This is a genomic window from Pedobacter sp. NO84 (assembly GCF_059703915.1).
The window spans coordinates 1,151,990-1,169,997 of record NZ_AP046575.1; the positions used below are offsets into that span (position 1 = coordinate 1,151,990).

Annotated in this window: 11 protein-coding genes; 9 read left to right on the forward strand and 2 right to left on the reverse strand. The window is 37.8% G+C overall.

Features of this window, described 5'->3' with window-relative positions; all coding sequences use genetic code 11:
- Positions 1-65: 65 nt before the first annotated feature.
- Positions 66-1,556: a glycerol kinase GlpK gene (glpK, locus tag AC6H0V_RS05130; RefSeq protein WP_497562639.1), complete on the reverse strand. Its 1,491-nt coding sequence runs from the start codon at positions 1,554-1,556 to the stop codon at positions 66-68.
- Between the two features lie 237 nt (positions 1,557-1,793).
- A complete protein-coding gene (locus AC6H0V_RS05135) occupies positions 1,794-3,389 on the reverse strand; it encodes a glycerol-3-phosphate dehydrogenase/oxidase (protein WP_497562640.1) in 1,596 nt (531 codons plus the stop codon).
- A 149-nt stretch (positions 3,390-3,538) separates the two neighbouring features.
- Here AC6H0V_RS05135 and AC6H0V_RS05140 point away from each other — a divergent pair, with 149 nt between their 5' ends.
- The 9 genes from AC6H0V_RS05140 to glpT all read left to right on the forward strand — a co-directional run bounded on the left by AC6H0V_RS05140 (position 3,539) and on the right by glpT (position 18,008).
- Positions 3,539-4,303 carry a DeoR/GlpR family DNA-binding transcription regulator gene (locus AC6H0V_RS05140; protein WP_497563363.1) on the forward strand — a complete coding sequence of 255 codons (765 nt, stop codon included), beginning with the start codon at positions 3,539-3,541 and terminating at the stop codon, positions 4,301-4,303.
- A 358-nt stretch (positions 4,304-4,661) separates the two neighbouring features.
- A complete protein-coding gene (locus AC6H0V_RS05145) occupies positions 4,662-8,006 on the forward strand; it encodes a SusC/RagA family TonB-linked outer membrane protein (protein ID WP_497562641.1) in 3,345 nt (1,114 codons plus the stop codon).
- A 36-nt stretch (positions 8,007-8,042) separates the two neighbouring features.
- A complete protein-coding gene (locus tag AC6H0V_RS05150) occupies positions 8,043-9,620 on the forward strand; it encodes a SusD/RagB family nutrient-binding outer membrane lipoprotein (protein WP_497562642.1) in 1,578 nt (525 codons plus the stop codon).
- A gap of 14 nt (positions 9,621-9,634) precedes the next feature.
- Positions 9,635-11,170 carry a DUF5689 domain-containing protein gene (locus tag AC6H0V_RS05155; protein WP_497562643.1) on the forward strand — a complete coding sequence of 512 codons (1,536 nt, stop codon included), beginning with the start codon at positions 9,635-9,637 and terminating at the stop codon, positions 11,168-11,170.
- 428 nt (positions 11,171-11,598) lie between these two features.
- Positions 11,599-12,168, forward strand: a complete 570-nt coding sequence (locus tag AC6H0V_RS05160) for a hypothetical protein (protein WP_497562644.1) — start codon at positions 11,599-11,601, stop codon at positions 12,166-12,168.
- A 2-nt stretch (positions 12,169-12,170) separates the two neighbouring features.
- Positions 12,171-13,571: a calcineurin-like phosphoesterase C-terminal domain-containing protein gene (locus AC6H0V_RS05165; protein ID WP_497562645.1), complete on the forward strand. Its 1,401-nt coding sequence runs from the start codon at positions 12,171-12,173 to the stop codon at positions 13,569-13,571.
- A 9-nt stretch (positions 13,572-13,580) separates the two neighbouring features.
- A complete protein-coding gene (locus AC6H0V_RS05170; RefSeq protein ID WP_497562646.1) occupies positions 13,581-14,477 on the forward strand; it encodes a glycerophosphodiester phosphodiesterase family protein in 897 nt (298 codons plus the stop codon).
- 9 nt (positions 14,478-14,486) lie between these two features.
- Entirely contained in the window at positions 14,487-16,637 is a 2,151-nt protein-coding gene (locus AC6H0V_RS05175) for an alpha-galactosidase (protein WP_497562647.1), read from the forward strand.
- Positions 16,638-16,649: 12 nt separating this feature from the next.
- Complete coding sequence (glpT, locus tag AC6H0V_RS05180; protein ID WP_497562648.1) at positions 16,650-18,008, forward strand: glycerol-3-phosphate transporter; 1,359 nt, start codon at positions 16,650-16,652, stop codon at positions 18,006-18,008.

Genomic DNA, 18,008 nt, shown 5'->3' on the forward strand with positions numbered 1-18,008 from the left:
TGTTGAAATGTTGAATTGTTGAAATGCTCCAAATTCCAAACTGCCAACTGCCAACTGAAAACTGATTATTGCTCAGCGTTCACTCTAGCTGCTTTCACTGCTCTATTCCAGCCTTTAACGCGCTCGGTATTGTCTATGTCTGCTGCTGCTACAAAAGTTTTATTCACTTTCCATTGAGATCTGATCTGTTCTATGCTATCCCAAAATCCAGTGGCTAGTCCGGCTAAATAGGCGGCCCCAATGGCCGTAACTTCGGTTACTTCAGGTCTGATAACTTTACACTTTAATACATCTGCCTGAAACTGCATCAGCAAATTGTTGGCCGTTGCCCCACCATCTACTCTTAATTCGGCTATGCCAACTCCGGCATCTGCTTCCATAGCTTTTAGCACATCCATGGTTTGATAGGCAATGCTTTCTAAAGCTGCTCTTGCAATATGTGATTTATTCGTTCCTCTGGTGAGGCCTGTAATTGTGCCACGGGCGTGTTGATCCCAATGGGGGGCCCCCAATCCTGCAAATGCAGGAACAATATATACACCTTGTGTATCGCTTACTTTCGCTGCAAGTGTTTCTACGTCGGCCGATTTAGAAATCATACCCAGTTCGTCTCTTAGCCATTGCACCACTGCTCCGCCGATAAAGATGCTTCCCTCTAGCGCATAGTTAACCTCCCCGTTAATTTTCCATGCAATGGTGGTTAACAAGTTGTTAGCAGATATTTTAGGTATTTTACCAATGTTCATTAGCATGAAACAGCCCGTACCGTAAGTATTTTTAACCATACCGGGTTCGGTACACATCTGACCAAATAAAGCAGATTGTTGATCTCCTGCAATCCCTGCAATTGGAATTTTAGCAGCTAAAATATTGCCTGCTGTTTCTCCATAAACTTCGCTAGATGATTTCACTTCTGGCAACATATTTTTAGGAATGCCAAAAAGAGTTAACAATTCTTCATCCCAAGATAAGGTGTGGATATTGTACATCATGGTCCTTGACGCATTGCTCACATCGGTAACGTGGGTTGCACCATTTGTTAATTTCCAGATTAACCAGGAATCTATTGTTCCAAATGCCAATTTTCCCGCCGCTGCTTTTTCTTTAGCACCTTCAACGTTTTCTAAAATCCATTTTGCTTTGGTAGCCGAGAAATAGGCATCGATGATCAAACCTGTTTTGTCTTGGATATTTTTTGATAATCCCTGGTTCCTGATCTCATCGCAATAGCTGGATGTTCTTCTATCTTGCCAAACAATGGCATTATAGATTGGATTTCCGGTTTCCCTATCCCAAACTACAGTGGTTTCTCGCTGATTGGTGATGCCGATCGCCTTGATATCAATTGCTGTGAGGCCAGCTTTTACAATAGCTTCTGTTGCAACTGCAAGTTGTGTAGACCAAATTTCTAGAGGTTCATGCTCAACCCAGCCTGCATTTGGATAAATTTGGGTAAATTCTTTTTGGGCAATGGCAACGATTTCGCCATCATGGTTAAAAACGATAGCTCTCGAACTTGTGGTTCCCTGATCGAGCGCTAAAATAAATTTGCTCATACTGAATTAGCTAATTAGACGGATTTATAGTTGGTTTAGGGTACAATTAAAAATTGCTGTATTGTTATATTGTTGTATTGTTGACTTGGATGAGGTTAACCTTCAACTATTGTTGTATTGTTATTTGAATTACCGTAACCTTCACATAGTGTTGCATTGTTGTATTGTCGGTTTGAATTATGCAAACAATCTAACAATCTAACAATTCACCAGCAAAGTTTCTCTTTAGGACAATTATCAACTTACCAGCACTTCTTCTCTCACTTTTCTTTTTTCCGGCTGATAGATGTATCCTGTTGCTAATGTATTAAATATTTCGATCTGATTTTCTTCCCAATCTTTATCCGCACCTAATTCTTTTGCCAACACAGCGGCTACTTTAGCACTCATTTCTATCGCAGCCTTTGCATCGATAAATAATATGCGCAGCCTTCTGCTTAACACATCTTCTACGGTTTCTACCATCTCATTTCTGGTACACCATACTACTTCGGCAAGTGTGTATGGAAAATTAGGATGTAATCTCTCTTTTAATGAGGGATCCTGTTTTTGTAAGGCTTCTATGTTTTTTCTATCAGAGCCATAAGTGTTTAGATAGCTGTCGTCTAGTGATGTTGTACATCCATGAATTCGAAGGTCTTTGGTTACACATGGGCCTGGAGGCAATCCCCCGTGGCTAATAGCCAAATCAACGGTTTCTTCCGCCATCCTTCGATAGGTTGTCCATTTACCACCCGTAATGGTAATCAGTCCTTTAGCAGAAACGATTAATTTATGGTCGCGGCTAATTTCTTTTGTACTGCTGCCATCAGAATCGGTAGGGGCGGCCAGTGGGCGTAGTCCAGAAAATACACTTAAAATATCCTTCTCTGTAGGCGCCACTTTAAAATATGATTTTGCTGTAGCCAAAATAAAATCGGTTTCTTCTTTCAAAGCCCTTGGCTCTAAACTGTGTTCGTTTAAAGGCGTATCAGTTGTTCCAACTAATAAATGATCATGCCATGGCACGGCAAAGAGTACACGTCCATCATCGGTCTTAGGGATCATTAATGCTGAGCTACTGTTTAAGAATTCTTTCTTTAAGATTACATGCACTCCTTGACTAGGCCGAACCATTTTCTTTGCATTGGGATTGCTCATTTTTAAAATTTCATCCACAAATACACCGGTAGCATTAATTACCACTTTCGCGTTAAGCTTATATTTCTGTAAGGTAATGGCATCCTCGCATTCTATGCCCACGATGTTATCGCCTGTTTTGAGCAGGTTGGTTACCTTCATGTAATTAATTAATGTTGCACCTTTTTCTATAGCGGTTTGCGCGATGTTGATAGCCAAACGAGCATCATCAAACTTTCCATCAAAATAACGAATAGAGCCTTTTAACCCTTTTTCTTTGATCCCTGGCATCAAGGCGAGTGTTTCATTTTTAGAGAAATATTTAGATTTCCCAAAACTAAATTTCCCAGCAAGCCAATCGTATAACGTCAATCCAGTTAGGTATTTTGCTACCGAAAACCAATCATAACAAGGAATGATAAATTCTTCTTTACGCACTAAATGGGAGGCATTAAGCTCTAAGAGGCCCCTTTCTTGTAGGGCATGTTTAACGAGGGCAATATCACCCTGTGCCATATAACGAACCCCTCCATGTACCAATTTAGTACTTCTGCTTGATGTTCCCTTAGCAAAATCAGCTTGTTCAACCAATAAAGTCTTCAGCCCTCTACTTGCCGCATCTAAGGCGGTACCCAAGCCTGTAGCCCCACCACCAATGATGATTATATCCCAATTTGATTGGTCTGTGATGTTATAACTATGTATTCTGCGCATTTAGTTAAAAATAATAAAACGAAACAATAAGCAAGTATAAGAAATGATAATCGAAATAATAAAAATCGTTTCAAAAATATTTTAATTTGACAGAAATCAAATCAATTTTCTTTTAATTTATTATTTTGCGTTCTATGACCAAAGATAACATGATGAATTTGGCCGAAAGGCATCAATTTATACTCAACAGGATCCAGCAAGATCAATATATCAATGTTGTTGAGCTTTGTAAAGAATTAAAAGTCTCCTCTGTAACGATCAGGAAAGACCTTAAATTGCTTGAAGATAAGAACCTCCTTTTTAGAACCCATGGTGGTGCCACCGTAAATAATCCTTATACAGTAGATAGACCGGTAAATGAAAAGGAAAAAATCCAATCTACAGAAAAGAATAAAATTGGTATTGCTGCCGCTACCTTGTTAAAGGAGAACGATTCGATTGTGGTGGCTTCGGGTACAACATTGTTATATTTTGTAAGGAATATCCCCTCTGGATTAACATTAACTGTAGTTACTTCGGCGCTTAATATTGCGCTCGAATTGATGAGGGAACCCGCCGTAGAGGTGATCCAGTTAGGTGGACTATTGCGGAAAAGTTCCTCTTCTGTGATGGGGGCTTATGCCGAACAGGTATTACAGGATTTCTATTTCAATACGCTTTTTTTAGGGGTTGATGGAATTGATCTTGATTATGGATTAACCACTACCAATGCGATGGAAGCCCATTTAAATAGAAAAATGATTAGTGTAGCTCAAAAAACCATCGTCCTGGCTGATTCAACCAAGTTTGGGAAGCGAGGCTTTGGGAAAATTTGTGGCCTTGAAGACGTAGATCATATTATCACAGACAAAGGCATTTCTCAGCAGATTGTTAATCATTTAGAGGGATTAGGGGTAACAGTAACCATTGTGTAATAAAAATGTTACATCATTTCGCCCTCTTGGGATGGGGCTTGTCATTTCTGAATAAAAAACAATTTCTCTTTAAATAAATCCATTAAGACAGCATTTTAGTATAAAGGTTTAATTGGTTTTTTGTTGCTAAATAACCATTTAGAGCTATACTCTCTTTTTCAAAAATAAAATTTATTAGTAGTTTCAATTTGTTTTTATATTTTTATATCGAAATATTTTAAAACAAAAAATTAAATAAATCGTAATGACTTAGCTTTGATATTAATATATAGTTAATATTAAATTAACGGTAGCCACCTAGTTTTGTGGCTTTCCGGAGCTAAAAATAAATGCAATAAACTAACCGGATATAATAATTATGAATCAAACATTTACTCAACATGTTGTAATGCCTTGGCATACTTTGCGTAGTGAAAGTAAAGACGCAGAGAAACATCACAAAAAACAACGTACTTCCAGTCTCATTGATGGCGCAATCTTTTGCTGCAAAGTCCTTTTATTCGCAATTTTAATCCAAGGATTTGCTGTTCAACACGTTTTAGCTCAAACAAACGTGGTAGTAAAAGGAACTGTAGTTGATGACAACGATGGAATGGGAATTCCAGGTATCACGATTTCGGACAATACCAAAAGGGTTTATGGTACCACTAACGACAAGGGAGCTTTTTCTATCACTGCAGCAAAAGGAACGACCTTAAATTTTACGATGATAGGGTATACTACTGCAACAAGAATTGCCGCCGATAACCAAAATAATTTGGTAATTCGGATGAAAGAAAGTTCTAATTTATTGAACGAAGTTGTTGTAACTACTGCATTGGGAATCAAACGTTCTGAAAGAGCTTTGGGATACGCAACAACTACATTAGATAGTACGTCCTTTACAAATGCTGTATCAAGTAACTGGACAGATGCATTATCCGGAAAAGTGGCAGGCTTGAACCTTGTACGTAACAGTGGTCCTTCTGGATCAAATAAGATTATTCTACGTGGAGAAAATAACTTAACAGGTGATAACGAAGCATTAATTGTAATTGATGGTGTTGTTGCAAGTAGTAGTTCTAAACGAACTGGTTCTTCAAGTGCAGGTGCATATAATACTGCAGGAGATATTTTGCCAACAGATTATGGTAGTGCTCTTAATGATTTAAATCCAGATGATATCGAAACTGTTACGGTGTTGAAAGGTCCGGCAGCATCAGCACTGTATGGACAAAGAGGTGCTAATGGAGCGGTTGTAATCACGACTAAATCTTCAAATAAAAATAAGAAAAGATTAAGTGTCACTTTTACTTCAAATACTGCATGGGAGCAAATCAATAACAATACCCCAGATATCCAAAGCGAGTACGGGCAGGGTGTTGATGGTGCTGCTTTCTTCTCCTGGAATGCTTCTGCAGATGGAGCTAGTACAAGAAGCACAAGTTCTACTTGGGGCCCTAAAATTGATCCGAACAGTTCATTTTTTCAATTCGATCCAACGATTAAAGGTCAGTCTGCTACCCGTACCCCATGGGTTGCTTATGCAAATCCGATAAATGGATTTTTTAAAACGGGCCTCGAAACTTCTAATTCAATTAGTTTAGATGGTACGGTAAAGAATATAGGCTTACGTTTTTCTGCAAGTCATGCAAATAACGACTGGATTGCACCAAATACGGGTTTAGAACGTACTTCAGCTTCTTTATCAGCTACCACTAGCCTTACAAAGAAATTAAACTTGGTACTTAAGGCTAGTTATAATAATAGAAACAGTGATAATTTACCAGCAACAGGTTATGGTAACCAGTCTCTAATGTATTGGTTCATGTTTTCGCACCCTAATGTTAACATTGATTGGTATAGAGATTACTGGGCTCCTGGGCAAGAGCAACGTAAATTTGTGGATATTACTTCTACAAATCCAGAAAGCCCTTATGCTATTTCTGAGCAATATATAAATGGTCAGAAAAGAAACGGTATTTTGGGAAGTGTGCAGGCAAATTATAAGTTCACAAAAGAATTAAACTTATTGGTACGTTCTTCAATAGATTATAATCATGATTTCCGTGATACACGTCGCCCATGGGATGCTGCCGGCCTTAAATTTGCACAGGGATCATATCGTGAGCAAAACATTAATTCTTATGAACTAAATGCAGACTTCCTATTAACTTACAAAAAAGATCTTACAAGTAACCTGAACCTTTCTGCATCAGTAGGAGGTAGCCAATTAAGAAATAGATATTATAAATCTGAATTTCGTGCTGATGGTTTACTTGTTCCCGGAGTATTCCGTTTAGATAATAATGCAAATCCATTAATTTCTGTCCCAGATACCGCTAGATACAATATCAATAGTATATATGGTATGGCTACGCTATCGTTTAAAAATTATTTATATTTAGATTTAACCGGACGTCAGGATTGGAACAGTACACTGGCCTCTCCATTACGTACGAGTAATGTTGGTTTCTTCTATCCATCTGCAAGTTTATCATTTATAGCTTCAGATTTTTGGAAAATGCCAAAGGCGATTAATTATTTCAAATTAAGGGGATCAATTGCACAAGTTGGTAGTGGAGGTACTACACCTTATCGTACTGCTTATAATTACATATTGGCATCTAATGGTATTTATCCTGGTGATGCAATGACTAATCCAAGCGTACTTCCTAACAATGACTTAAAACCTCTAAAAACAACAACAGTTGAAGTTGGTGCAGAGTTGAAATTATTCAAAAGCAGAGTGAATTTAGATTTTGCTGCATATATGGGTAATACAAAAAATCAAATCTTGACCCGTTCTATTGATCGCGCAAGTGGTTTTGCTACAGCTATCTTTAATGCTGGTCGTGTTGATAATAAGGGTATAGAAATGTCTATAAATGCTACTCCATTACAGACTAAATCTTTCAAATGGACAGTAAATGGGACATTTTCGGCCAATAGAAATACCATTAAAGAATTAGCCGATAGTGCTGTAGTTTTACGCTTAGCCGGTTTATCTAGCACTGGTGCTCAAATTGTAGCAAATGTGGGAGGAAGCTTAGGTGATATCTATGGTTTTGGGGTATTGCGCGCTCCTGATGGTCAAGTGATCTATAATAAGAATACGGGATTGGCATTTAACGATGGTACTACACTTAAATATTTGGGAAATACAACACCTAAATTCAGGTTTAGTTTTGGCTCGGGTGTAACCATTAAGAAGTTTAGTGTAAACGTATTGTTTGATGCACAACTTGGTGCAGTAGGGCACTCATTAACATTTACTAGAATGGCTTCTCTTGGTAAACTTAAACTTACTCTTCCAGGAAGATATGGTGGCATGGTGGGTGAAGGTTGGATGAAAGATCCAGATCCTCTTGCAGCAGATAAGAATTTATATCCAAATACTGCTGTAGCGAATGACGTAGATGGATTTTATGATGCACTCTATGGTTCACTTAATGCAGAAGGTAGCATCTTTAGAACGGATTACCTTAAATTTAGAGAGGCAAACTTAAACTTTGCATTTTCACCAAAATTGGTTTCAAGATTGGGCTTGAGCAGACTTTCTCTAGGAGTTTACGGTCGTAACCTATTTGTTTGGACCCCATGGCCGGCATTTGATCCAGAATTTGGTACTTTGGCAGGAAATGATATCGTTCAAGGCTTTGAAACAGGGCAGTTACCTGCAACCAGAACTTATGGGCTGCGTTTAGTAGTAGGTATTAATTAATTTTGATAATTTTATAACTCTGGAAAAAAATATATAATGAAAAAGATTAGAAATATAACCGTTTACTCACTTTTGATAACAATTGGGATGTCGGTATTCTCTTGTAAAAAGGATTTCGATGAAATTAACACCGATCCAATCGGTGTAAGTGCAGTAACAGCAGACAAATTATTAGCGCCTGCATTAACAAACGTGCTAAGTCAGAATTTAATTCGTAACCGTAGTATCAATAATGAATTGATGCAGGTTTTAATCCATACACTAGACGATGGTTTAGACGGTAAGGTTTTCAGATATGATATCAGAAGGTCTTTAGCTGATCCAATGTGGAATACGTGGTATGGGGAATTAACCAATTTTAGAGATATTTACCGCATTTCTAGCGAATCAGGTTCTGTTAATAAATCGTATCAAGGTATTGCCCTAATTGCAGAAGCTTGGACTATGCAACTATTAACAGATACGTATGGTGATGTGCCATATTTTGACGCCGCTAAAGGTAAAGATGGCCTTATAGAACCAGCATTTGATAAACAGAAAGATATTTATTTATCATTGTTCAATAAATTGGAAGAAGCAAATACTTCGCTTACAAGTGGCGATCCAATTACCGCAGTAAGTGATCCAGTATTTGGAGGTGATGTTACTAAGTGGCGTAGATTTGGAAATTCCTTATATTTAAGATTGTTGCTTCGCGTTTCTGGCAAAGCAGAAGTAAGTGCGCAGGTAAGAGCTAAGATGAAGGAGATTGTTGATACTAATCCAACGAAATACCCGATTATGCAAAACAATACCCATACTGCAAAAATCTTATGGAATGGTACCAATAGTAGTACTGCTGTGTATTCATCACCATTTATGGTTAATATTCGTGCTACTGATTTCAGAGGATCTGCGATCGTTGATTTTTTCATGAGTAATCTAACTACATGGAATGATCCAAGATTGAGCAATACAACGTATGCGAAAAATGGTGTGAACAGATGGGGTATATCACAAGGACCTGCGGGGTTTGTTGGTGTACCAAGTGGTTTTGCTACAGGAACTAATCCTGTGAAACAAGCTTACTTTTTTGCAGAGGGAACAAATACTGGATATACCCTTCAAACAGATGCTATGACAGGTATCATTATGAACGTGGCAGAGCTTGACTTTATACTAGCGGAAGCTGCTGCTAGAGGTTTTATTTCTACAACGGGAGAGAATTACTATTATAAAGGCGTAGCAGATCAGCTTAACTACTGGATACCAGCACTTTATCCAAATGGTAACGATGCTGCAGTTAGAGCTTATGCTACTGTTGGAGATTTTGATTGGGATGACGCCTTCCCGTTGAATAATACTACACCAGGATCCCAAAGTAAACTACAATTGATTCAACTTCAAAAATATTATGCTTTGTTTTTGGTAGATTTCCAACAATGGTTTGAGTATAGAAGAACAGGTCATCCTTTCTTACCAGCTGGTACAAGTTTGTTGAATGGTGGAAAGATGCCGGCAAGAATACCTTATACTGTATTGAGCCAATCTACAAATCCAACAAGTTACAAGAACGTAATCGCCTCACAAGGGCCTGATGATGTAAACACCTTAGTTTGGTGGCAAAAACCATAAATAAATCAACAAAGATGAAAAAGACATTAAAATATTTTCTGGTACTGACAGCCCTTGTTGGTATCTTCACTGGGTGTAAACGTGATGATGATTATCATTTTAGTTACTCTACAAGTGGGTTCATTACTAATTTTGATCTAAAAAGACTATTCAAGGAATCGGATCTCAACCTTAATTCTGAAGTACTATCTGGTGCAAGCATGGTTAAAGGTATTGTAATCTCAGATTTCAGATCAAACAATTCTCCACAAGGATTATTGGTAATACAAAATAGCAGACAGGCAGGTACGGGCATAGATTCTTTAAGAGGTATGTCATTTAATATTGGTGCAAGTGCCGCTACCTATGTACCAGGTGATTCTGTGCATATCAACATAGATGGTGGTGTTTTAAAACGAGTAAATGGAATTTTGCAGGTTGCTGGTCTTTCAGCTACTTCTGTAAGCAAGCTAGCTTCAAACAGAACAATAAAAATGCAAGCTGTGAGCACAGGCGCTATTTTAACAAATCCTGATAGATATGAAAGCACTTTAGTTACACTTACTAATGCGGCCTATGAGCCAGAACTCGCCTTGGGAACTACATTTTCTGGCGATCACGTGATTAACGATGGTTTTGGGGTTGCAACTATACATACAGAAGCAAATGCATCATTCGCAGGTATCGTAGCTTTACCATCAGGTAATTTTAGCGGAATTCCGTTCGTGAAGGGTACAGGTACCTCTAAACAGATCCAGTTTTGGATGCGTATTGTAGATGATTTCTTCTATGTGCCCAAAGCTAAACTATCGCCAGCAGTAATTGCAGGTTATATGGTGGATCCAAATGGTGGTGATGGGAATTATGAATACATACAATTTTTGGCAACCAAAGATATTAATTTCGCAACAACACCAATGTCAGTATACACTACAAATAATGCGGGTGCTACTACCTTTCCAACTTTGGGATGGAATACAGGAGCAGCCAGAACATATAAAATTAACCTGACATCAGGAACGGTGTCAAAAGGCCAATTTTTCTATGTAGGTGGAACTGGTAAAAAAATTAATGGATCAGCCTCAACTAGTATGTCGACATCAATTTGGATAGGAAGTAAAGATTATTCGACAACTACAGGCGCAGATGGTATAGGTACAGCTACCGCTAATTTATTAGCGAACAGTGGTAACGTAGCCGGTATAGCTATTTTTGAAGGAACAAATGTTACACCAAGTACAGCGCCGTTAGACGTAATTTTCTTCGGAGGCGCTGGAGGTAATTTCTATTCGGCGGGCCCGCCAGAAGTTGGTTACAGAATTACTATTACAGATTATTATGGTACTGTAAATCCTGCTACGAGATTAAGTCAAGATTTCTATGGGGCAGGTACGAATACAAGGAGATTAGGTTTCCCATCTGCTGCTACTGCATTCTCTAAATTAGGAGGTGTTTATAACTCCCTAAAAGGAGGTTGGGTAACCGGAAGACTTTTAACCACTGTTCCTTTGGTTAATAGTTCTGTACTCTCAGAAATCGAAACTGGAGGAGTTACCACACTTTCGAACTAATTAATTGAAAGGCCAATTAGAAATAATTGGCCTTTTTTATTTTCGATAATTGCATAATTATACCGTTAACAAATTTATTAAGGCCCTTCAACTAAACCTACCCTTGTCAAAATGCATTTGACATTGATCCAGCAACCTATTTTAATTTCGCTAATTAGATATAGTCCACGTAGTGATACCAATTTTATTCTCATTGGCGAAACCTACGAATTGATGACGTGGAATGGCCAGCCGTGGGTTTCTCTAGGAAAAAATTAGCTACAGATCAATTCTTAAACTATAAAAACATACCAGCAAATCCACTACTGCTATTACACAATCTAACAAGAGGAAACGAAGAAAGACCTTTTACCTATGAAAATGGAAAGCAAATTTGGTGGTAACCAGTAAATTGAAACAATTAATAATTATAACTATAACTAATATCAATGAAACGATTTAAAGTTTTAATGGTGATGCTGGTTTTCACCGCCACCTCATCCTTTGCTCAAAAAGCATTATATGCAAACTTCCCAGAAACTTTTGATAGCCCAGATACCTCGGCAAAAGCACATTACAAAAAGGCTTCAGTAACACTTAAAAGCGGAGAATGGAATTTTGATTATGCAATTTTAGGCGCACTCGAAGGTCATGACCATTTTAATGGCAAACAAAGTGTCCGAATGCAACAAAATAGAAGTAAATCAGAATTTATCGAAATGAATTTCGACCTTACAGAAGGTGCTTCAAAAGTTACCGTTGCCTATGCGACATATTACAAAGATGCATCGAGTGTTTGGAAATTAGAATATTCTACAGACAGTGGTGCCTCATGGCAACAAACGGGGAAAGATATTTCTGCTATTTCACCCACATTAAGCATTGCCGAGTTTCCTTTAGATATTAAAGGTAAGGTGAGGTTCAGAATTAATAAAGTCGGACTTGGAGATGGTAAAACAGATCCCTCAATTAAGAATGGAAGATTAAGTATTGATGATATCACGATTTACAAAAACTAAAAATGGATAGAAGGTCTTTCATTCAGAAAACAAGTTTATTAACCACTACTTTATTCGTAAGCTTAAAAGCTCACTCGTTTTCGATATTTGACCTTGATAATCAAGTCTCTGGTAGGGTGAGCAGTAAGGGTAAAGGTATTGCTGGAGTAATTATTTCTGATGGCTTTTCGGTAGTACAAACTGATAACGATGGTAACTACACTATCCTAACCGATAAATTAGCCAAATTTGTGTGGTTAAGCACTCCTTCAGGTTATGAATTTAAAACCGAAAGTTATTTGGCAAAACACTATGAGCCTGCTACTTCACCAAAACTAAATTTTGAGTTAAAAGCTTTGAAACAGAGTGATGATCGGCATAATTTCATTATATGGGCCGACCCTCAGGTTAAAAACAAAATTGACGTTGAAAAAATGATGACTGAATCAGTACCTGATGTTAAAAATCTACTCAAATCGATGCGTAATGTGCCTGTTCATGGAATCACAGTTGGAGATATTGTATGGGATAACCATGATCTTTTTGCCACCTATAACAATGCCGTAGATCAAATGGGCATTCCATTTTTTCAGGCATTAGGTAATCACGACCAAGATTATAGGCTAGGAGGGGATGAAACTTCAGATGCTACTTTTAGTTCACATTATGGGCCCACCTATTACTCATTTAATAGGGGAAAAGCTCACTATGTGGTTTTGGATGATGTAAGGTATCTAGGTATCGAGAGAACCTACGATGGATTTATTTCTCAACCGCAGTTAGATTGGCTTGCAAAGGACCTGAAATTTGTAGCTAAAGACGCACTGGTAATTATTTGTCTCCACATTCCCGTTCACAACTCTGTTAAAAATAATACGGATCTATATGACCTATTAAAAGATTTCAAAAACGTTCACATCATGTCTGGTCATACCCATTTTAATACCAATGTGATCACAGATAACGTTTATGAGCATAATCATGGTACCGTGTGCGGAGCTTGGTGGACAGGCCCAATCTGCGAGGATGGAACGCCTTGTGGTTATGGAGTGTACGAAGTAAATGGAACGAACCTGAAGTGGTATTATCAACCTATCGGATTGGATCGAAAAGAGCAGATCCATCTCTACGTGGATGAATTAACTGATCAGAAAAGATTGATAGCAAATGTTTGGAATTGGGACCCATCTTGGAAAATCGAATATTATCTGGATGAAAAACCAATGGGTATTTTATCACAGGAGAAGGGATATGATCCATTATCTGTAAAATTGTTCAAAGGTGATAAGCTTCCCATGGGTAGAACTTTTGCCGAACCAAAAAAGACCGAACATATCTTTTTGGCACATTTCGAACCCTCTGTTAAGAAAATTAAAGTAGTTGCCACAGATAGATTTGGCGAACAATTTATAGCTGAAGCATAATTTTATTGTATGAAAAAATATTTAGTTTTGGCAGTTGCTGCTGTAGTATCATTATTAGGATGTAACTCTGTTAAACAAAATATGGAGCTTAAATTTCCGAGTTTCAGTGCAGAAGCACATCGTGGTGGGAGAGGGCTAATGCCCGAAAATACCATTGTAGCCATGAAAAATGCAATGTCATTGCCTCAAATCACCACATTGGAAATGGATACCCATATCACTAAAGATCATCAGGTAATTGTTGCCCATGATGATTATTTAAATCCAAATTTCGCACTTACACCAGAGGGAAAGGAAATCCCGAAAGCTGATGCCAAAAAGTATGTGATTTACGGACTCGACTATGACGTGCTCAAAACCTTTGATGTAGGTTCAAAAAATTATACCAACTTCCCCCAACAAAAGAAAATTAAAACTTACATGCCCTTATTGGCTGATTTGATTGATAGCGTACAAAAGGAAATCAAACTAAAAAATAAAAAGCAGTACTTCTACAACATAGAAACTAAATGCGATGAGGAAGGAGACAACATCACCAACCCAACTCCAGATATTTTTGTTAAATTATTGATGGATGTAATTGAAAAGAAAAAAATTACCCCATATGTTGTTATTCAGTCCTTTGATAAAAGAACTATCCAGATCATCAATAAAAAATATCCACATGTTAAAACTTCATTTTTAGTGGATAATAAAAAATCTTACGAAGCAAATATCACGGATCTAGGTTACAAGCCCTTTATAATAAGTCCGAATTATAAAATGGTTGATGCCAATTTTGTAAATAAAGCACATGCTGATGGAGTAAAGGTTATTCCTTGGACCGTCAATACAACCGAAGAAATTAACAGATTTAAATCACTCCGTGTGGATGGACTTATTTCTGATTACCCTAATCTTTTATAATTGTTCAAAATGAAAAAAATCCTTTGGCTACTTGGTATCTTTTTCCAAATCAGCGCATTTGCCCAAGATAATGGAACGATAAAAATTTCTGCAAAAGACAGCGAACTTATATTTAAAATCGGTAACAATAAACGCTTGTACCAGAGCTATTTCGGTGCTAAATCAACCGATGGAAATTATACAGATAAGCGCTTTGAGGCTTATCCCGGTGGAGGTTTAGACTTCGAATTTGAACCAGCAATTCGGGTTGTACATGCTGATGGGAATCCATCTCTTGAGCTTAAATACGTTAAACATGCGGTGCTCAAAACTACAGAAGGGGCTATACAAACAGATATCATATTAAAAGATGGAGTTTATGATACCGAAGTTACCCTACACTTTTTAAGCTATCCTGAGCAGAATGTCATCAAGAATTGGGTAAGTATTAAAAATGCGGAAAAGAGCGATATCATGCTTACCAATTACGCATCCTCAATGCTTCATTTTGGTGCCGACCATTATTGGCTTACACAATTTCATGGCGATTGGGCCAAAGAAATGAATATGCAGGAGCATGAATTAACCAGTGGGATTAAAATAATCGACAGTAAGTTAGGCACCAGAGCTGGAAAATACCAAGCTCAGCATTTCTTCTTAACCATTGGAAGCAACGCTTCTACAGAAGACAGTGGCGAGCTGATTGCTGGAACATTAGCATGGACGGGTAATTTTAAGTTTTCTTTTGAAATTGATAACCGAAATATGCTCCATGTGGCCACTGGAATAAACAATTACGCCTCAGAGTACCATTTAAAACCAAACGAAACCTTTACCACACCTGCATTTATTTTTACCTATAGCAACAAAGGAAAAGGATTAGCAAGTAGAAATTTGCACGACTGGGCCCGTAAATTTGGCGTTTTAGATGGAGAAAAGGGACGACTAACCCTATTAAATAATTGGGAAGCTACCGGATTTAATTTTAATCAGCAAAAATTGGTAAGCCTATTCGATAATGCTAAAACCTTGGGTGTGGATATGTTCCTTCTAGACGATGGGTGGTTTGGCGAGAAATACCCACGGGATAATGATAAGACTAGCTTGGGCGATTGGGTGGTAGATAAGAAAAAATTACCTGATGGTGTTAGCTATTTGGTAAAGTCTGCAACAGAAAAAGGCATAAAGTTTGGTATCTGGATCGAACCTGAGATGGTTAATCCGAAAAGTGATTTGTATGAAAAGCACCCAGAGTGGGTTCTTAAGCTTCCCAATCGTGCAGAAGTTTATCAGCGCAATCAATTGGTGCTAGATTTAATTAATCCTAAGGTCCAAGATCATGTTTTTAAAGTGGTTGATGATCTGCTTACACAAAATCCAAACCTAGCTTATCTTAAATGGGACTGCAACCGAACCATTACCAATGGTTATTCGCCCTACTTAGGTCATGATCAATCGCATATGTACATCGAATATACCAGAGCTCTATATTCGGTTCTAGATCGGGTTAGGCAAAAATATCCACATATTCCCATCATGCTTTGCTCTGGCGGTGGCGGCAGGGCCGATTATGGTGCTATGAAATATTTCACAGAATTTTGGCCTAGTGATGATACTGATGGTGTAGAACGAATTTTCATTCAATGGGGCTATTCTTATTTTTTCCCCGCAAATACGATCTCTAACCATATCACCAGTTGGGGCAAACAATCGCTCAAATTTAGAACAGACGTGGCGATGATGGGTAAACTAGGCTATGATATTGATATTTCCCATTTTACTGCAGACGAACTCACATTTAGTCAACAGGCCGTTGCTAATTATAAACGATTTAGTCCAATAGTTTACCAAGGAAATATTTACCGGTTGGCCTCTCCTTACGAAGGAAATAGGGCGGTTGTAATGTTTAGCGACCAAAGTAAAAAGAATGCTATACTCTTCGCTTACAATTTGAGTTCTCGATATAGAGAAGTATTTTCGCCGGTACGTTTACAGGGGCTGGATCCTTCAAAACAATACAAGATCAAAGAAATCAATTTAATGCCAAACGTAAAATCGGCTATTGCCAGTAATGATAAAACCTTTTCTGGGGAGTATCTGATGAATATTGGAATTGAAGTGAGCAAAACAAATCAAGAAGCATTAACAAGTGTGGTACTAGAAATTACCGCAACCAACTAAAAAGAACAAAACATGGGATTTAGACTATTTCCACCACCTGCAGCGCATAAACCATTATTACCAAAAGAGAAAGTTAAGTCTATATACAGTATAGAACGAATCAAGGTTTTCGTAGGGATATTCGTGGGTTACGCTGCGTATTACTTTGTGCGTAAAAATTTTTCTTTTGCTATTCCTGATCTAAAGAACCAAGGCTATGATACAGGTCAACTTGGGCTTATTGCGTCGGCACTTTCTATTGCCTATGGTTTTAGTAAATTTCTGATGGGGAACGTTTCAGATAGAAGCAATGCAAGGTATTTTCTGTCAATTGGGTTGGTGCTATCAGCTTTTACAATGATTTTTATGGGATTAATTCCATTTGCAACATCATCGGTTGCTATTATGTTCATATTGTTGTTCATTAACGGATGGTTTCAAGGTATGGGCTGGCCCGCCTGTGGTCGTGTTGTAGCCCATTGGTATTCCGTTCGCGAACGAGGAACAATTATGTCGATTTGGAATTTGGCACATAATGCCGGAGGTTTTTTTGCGGGCCCTTTAACTATTTTAGCAATAGAGTTATTTTCAAATTGGCATGCGAAACTATATTTCCCTGGCTTGGTTTCCATTTTATTCGCTTTAATTGCGCTACTTCTAGTAAGAGATACTCCACAATCAGTTGGTTTACCGCCTATTGAAGAATATAACAATGATTATCCTAAAAGTTACGATGCCAAAACACAAGAAAAAGAATTTTCTGCAAAAGACATTTTCTTTAAATATGTACTCAATAATCGTTTGTTATGGTATATAGCCATTGCAAATGCATTTGTGTATATAGTTAGGAATGGTATTGTTAGTTGGGCACCTTTATTTTTACAGGAAACAAAGGGGTATACACCAGATCAATCTGTTTGGGCATCTTCTTTTTATGAGCTGGCCGCTATTCCTGGTACAATTCTTTGTGGTGTAATTAGCGATAAATTATTTCAAGGTAGAAGAGCTCCAGTAACTATCATTTATATGGCAATGACATTGATTGCTGTGTTGGTTTATTGGAAAAATCCAGGCGAAAACCACACCATACAAAATGTTTCACTCTGGGCAATTGGATTCTTTATTTATGGACCAGTAATGCTAATTGGTGTACAGGCAATTGATTTGGTGCCCAAAAAAGCTGCCGGCACAGCTGCTGGCCTAACTGGTTTATTTGGCTACTTTATCGGAGATCAACTAGCCAATACCGGCGTTGGATATTTGGTTAAATATACAGGGTGGGATTATGCCTTAATATTTATCAGCTGCTCTTGCCTTTTTGCCATTTTCTTCACTGCGTTTACGTGGAATAGAGAAAAATTAAATCTGGTTAGAACCCCGTTATCACATTAA

Coding starts and splice junctions, on each gene's coding strand:
- glpK (WP_497562639.1), bottom strand. CDS start 1,556: ATGAGCAAATTTATTTTAGCGCTCGATCAGGGAACCACAAGTTCGAGA.
- AC6H0V_RS05135 (WP_497562640.1), bottom strand. CDS start 3,389: ATGCGCAGAATACATAGTTATAACATCACAGACCAATCAAATTGGGAT.
- AC6H0V_RS05140 (WP_497563363.1), top strand. CDS start 3,539: ATGATGAATTTGGCCGAAAGGCATCAATTTATACTCAACAGGATCCAG.
- AC6H0V_RS05145 (WP_497562641.1), top strand. CDS start 4,662: ATGAATCAAACATTTACTCAACATGTTGTAATGCCTTGGCATACTTTG.
- AC6H0V_RS05150 (WP_497562642.1), top strand. CDS start 8,043: ATGAAAAAGATTAGAAATATAACCGTTTACTCACTTTTGATAACAATT.
- AC6H0V_RS05155 (WP_497562643.1), top strand. CDS start 9,635: ATGAAAAAGACATTAAAATATTTTCTGGTACTGACAGCCCTTGTTGGT.
- AC6H0V_RS05160 (WP_497562644.1), top strand. CDS start 11,599: ATGAAACGATTTAAAGTTTTAATGGTGATGCTGGTTTTCACCGCCACC.
- AC6H0V_RS05165 (WP_497562645.1), top strand. CDS start 12,171: ATGGATAGAAGGTCTTTCATTCAGAAAACAAGTTTATTAACCACTACT.
- AC6H0V_RS05170 (WP_497562646.1), top strand. CDS start 13,581: ATGAAAAAATATTTAGTTTTGGCAGTTGCTGCTGTAGTATCATTATTA.
- AC6H0V_RS05175 (WP_497562647.1), top strand. CDS start 14,487: ATGAAAAAAATCCTTTGGCTACTTGGTATCTTTTTCCAAATCAGCGCA.
- glpT (WP_497562648.1), top strand. CDS start 16,650: ATGGGATTTAGACTATTTCCACCACCTGCAGCGCATAAACCATTATTA.